We start from the raw sequence: 2,151 nt of genomic DNA on the forward strand, positions 1-2,151 counted from the left end.
GGCTATCTGCGATAGCCCTGGAGCCCCGCCACATCCGGGTGCCCGGGGGCAGGAAATATGGCATCGTCGAGGGAAAGGGACGGCCTGCCGGCCCCGCCCTGTCACGGAGAGCGACGATGTCATGCCCCACCAAGTGGTCCCGCCGACTCGCGGCGTCTCTCATGCTCTGGCTGCTGGCCTGCCTGCCGCTGGCGGCCAGCGCCGAGACCTCATCGGCCGCGCCGCCGCCGGCCCAGCGCACCGCCGAGAATCGCGCCGCCGCCCACAGCGCCACCCCGCGCCCCTTCGCCGCGCGCTATCGCCTGGAGGTCAAGGGCTGGCCGGCGGCCTACGTCGACCACCGGCTGAGCCACGAGGGCGACTACTGGGAGAGCCTGATGGAGACCAGCATCCGCATCGCCCGGGGCAGCGAGCGCAGCCGCTTCCTGATCCAGTCCGGGCAGGCCCGCTCGATCTACTACGCCAGCGGCTACTCGCTGCTGGGGGTCGGCGACAGCTACCAGCTCGGCGCCGAGACCCTGACGACCCATCCGGACCGCCAGACCGCGCTGTTCATGCTCTCGCGACGGGTGATCGGCGGCGACTGTGCCGCGGCGCCCTGCCGCATCACCTACCTGGACCACAAGGGGCGCGAGGAGAGCCTGGAGGTGCGGACCCTCGGCGAAGGCTCGGTGAGCCTGCCCGCCGGCACCTTCGAGGCGATCCGCGTGGAGGCGGTGGAGGGCGACAAGCCCGACCGCCGCCTGGTGTTCCACTTCCACCCGGAGCTGCCCGGCCTGCTGCTCTCGGCGGACTACCATCGTGGCGGCGAGCGGCCCAGCCACCTGGCGCTCAGCGAGCTGACCGTGCTGGAGTAGTTTGACCATCGCAGTTGGCGAAGTCGCTCGCGGCGGTTCCGGCGCCTCTCGCTTTGTGTCATGGCAAATAGCCATCCGCTTGGGAAGGCCCCTCGCGGCTGCTAGAGTAGCCGCTTTTCACGCGCCGCCAGGCGGCGCCCGAGAGAAGGGAATCTCCATGCTGAGCGGCCTGGTGATCGTGCTGCTGCCGCTGGTGCTGGGCTACCTGGTACCGGTTCGCCATCCCGCCGTCCTGGCGGCGATCAATCACGGGGTCAACGCCTCGGTCTACGTGATCCTGCTGCTGATGGGGATCGGCCTGGCGGGGCTCGATGACCTCGGCGGGCAGCTGTCGCGCATGGGGGGCCAGGCGCTGACGCTGTTCCTGGCCACCTCGGCCTGCAACCTCGCCGGGCTGTGGTGGCTCTCGCGCCGCCTGCGCCTGGCCGCCGATCCCAGGCGCGCGGTGCCCGGCGCCCCCACCAGCAAGCTCGCCGCCATGGCCGGCTCCCTGGCGCTGGTCGGCGTGGTGGTGCTGGGGGTGGCGCTGGGGCTCGTTGCCTCCCGCCTCTCCTCTGCACCCATCCACGCCGGCGCCGAGACCCTAGCCGAGTGGGTGCTCTACGCCCTGCTGGCGCTGATCGGCTGCCAGCTGCGCAACTCCGGCATGCCGCTGCGCCAGATCCTGCTCAACCGCCATGGCCTGGCCATCGCCACCACCCTGGCCGCCACCTCGTTGGTCGGCGGGCTTATCGCCGCGCCCCTGCTCGAACTGCGCTGGAACGAGGGGCTGGCCATGGCCGCGGGGTTCGGCTGGTACTCGCTCTCGGGCATCCTGGTGGGCGACGCCCTGGGGCCGGCGCTGGGGGCCGTGGCCTTCTTCAACGACCTGACCCGGGAGCTGGTCGCCTTCGTGCTGATCCCGCTGGTGATCCGCCGCCACGCGGCGCTGGCCATCGGCTACGGCGGCGCCACCTCCATGGACTTCACCCTGCCGGTGATCCAGCAGCATGGCGGCGTGGGCTGCGTCCCGGTGGCGGTGGTCTCGGGCTTTCTGCTCTCGCTGCTGTCGCCGCCGCTGATCCTCTTCCTGCTCACGCTGTGAGGTACTTGCACGCGAGTTGCACATTCGCTGACCATTGGCTGCATGCCCGGGGGCGACCCTGGCGGCCCACCCTGCTCGCGGCGAGACGCCCATGCGCCTGACCCTGCCCCGCCCCGCCATCTCCCGGCTGGGCATCAAGCTGTTCGCGGTGATCCTGGTGGTCAACGTGGCCATCTCCGGCCTGGTCTTCCTAGTCGGGTAGACCGGGCG

Annotated in this window: 2 protein-coding genes; both read left to right on the forward strand. The window is 71.2% G+C overall.

Annotation, left to right across the window (positions count from 1 at the left end; translation table 11 throughout):
* The first annotated feature begins 161 nt into the window (after positions 1-161).
* A complete protein-coding gene (locus Q673_RS22560) occupies positions 162-857 on the forward strand; it encodes a hypothetical protein (protein ID WP_023004917.1) in 696 nt (231 codons plus the stop codon).
* Between the two features lie 157 nt (positions 858-1,014).
* On the forward strand, positions 1,015-1,941 hold the full coding sequence (locus Q673_RS22565) for a lysine exporter LysO family protein (RefSeq protein WP_023004918.1): 927 nt from the start codon (positions 1,015-1,017) through the stop codon (positions 1,939-1,941).
* The last annotated feature ends 210 nt before the right edge of the window (positions 1,942-2,151 follow it).

It is taken from the genome of Halomonas sp. PBN3, from assembly GCF_000475415.1.
GTDB classification, from domain to species: domain Bacteria; phylum Pseudomonadota; class Gammaproteobacteria; order Pseudomonadales; family Halomonadaceae; genus Halomonas; species Halomonas shengliensis.

Excerpts from the sequence above, each read along its gene's own strand:
- Q673_RS22560 (WP_023004917.1), top strand. The coding sequence starts at position 162 with ATGCTCTGGCTGCTGGCCTGCCTGCCGCTGGCGGCCAGCGCCGAGACC.
- Q673_RS22565 (WP_023004918.1), top strand. The coding sequence starts at position 1,015 with ATGCTGAGCGGCCTGGTGATCGTGCTGCTGCCGCTGGTGCTGGGCTAC.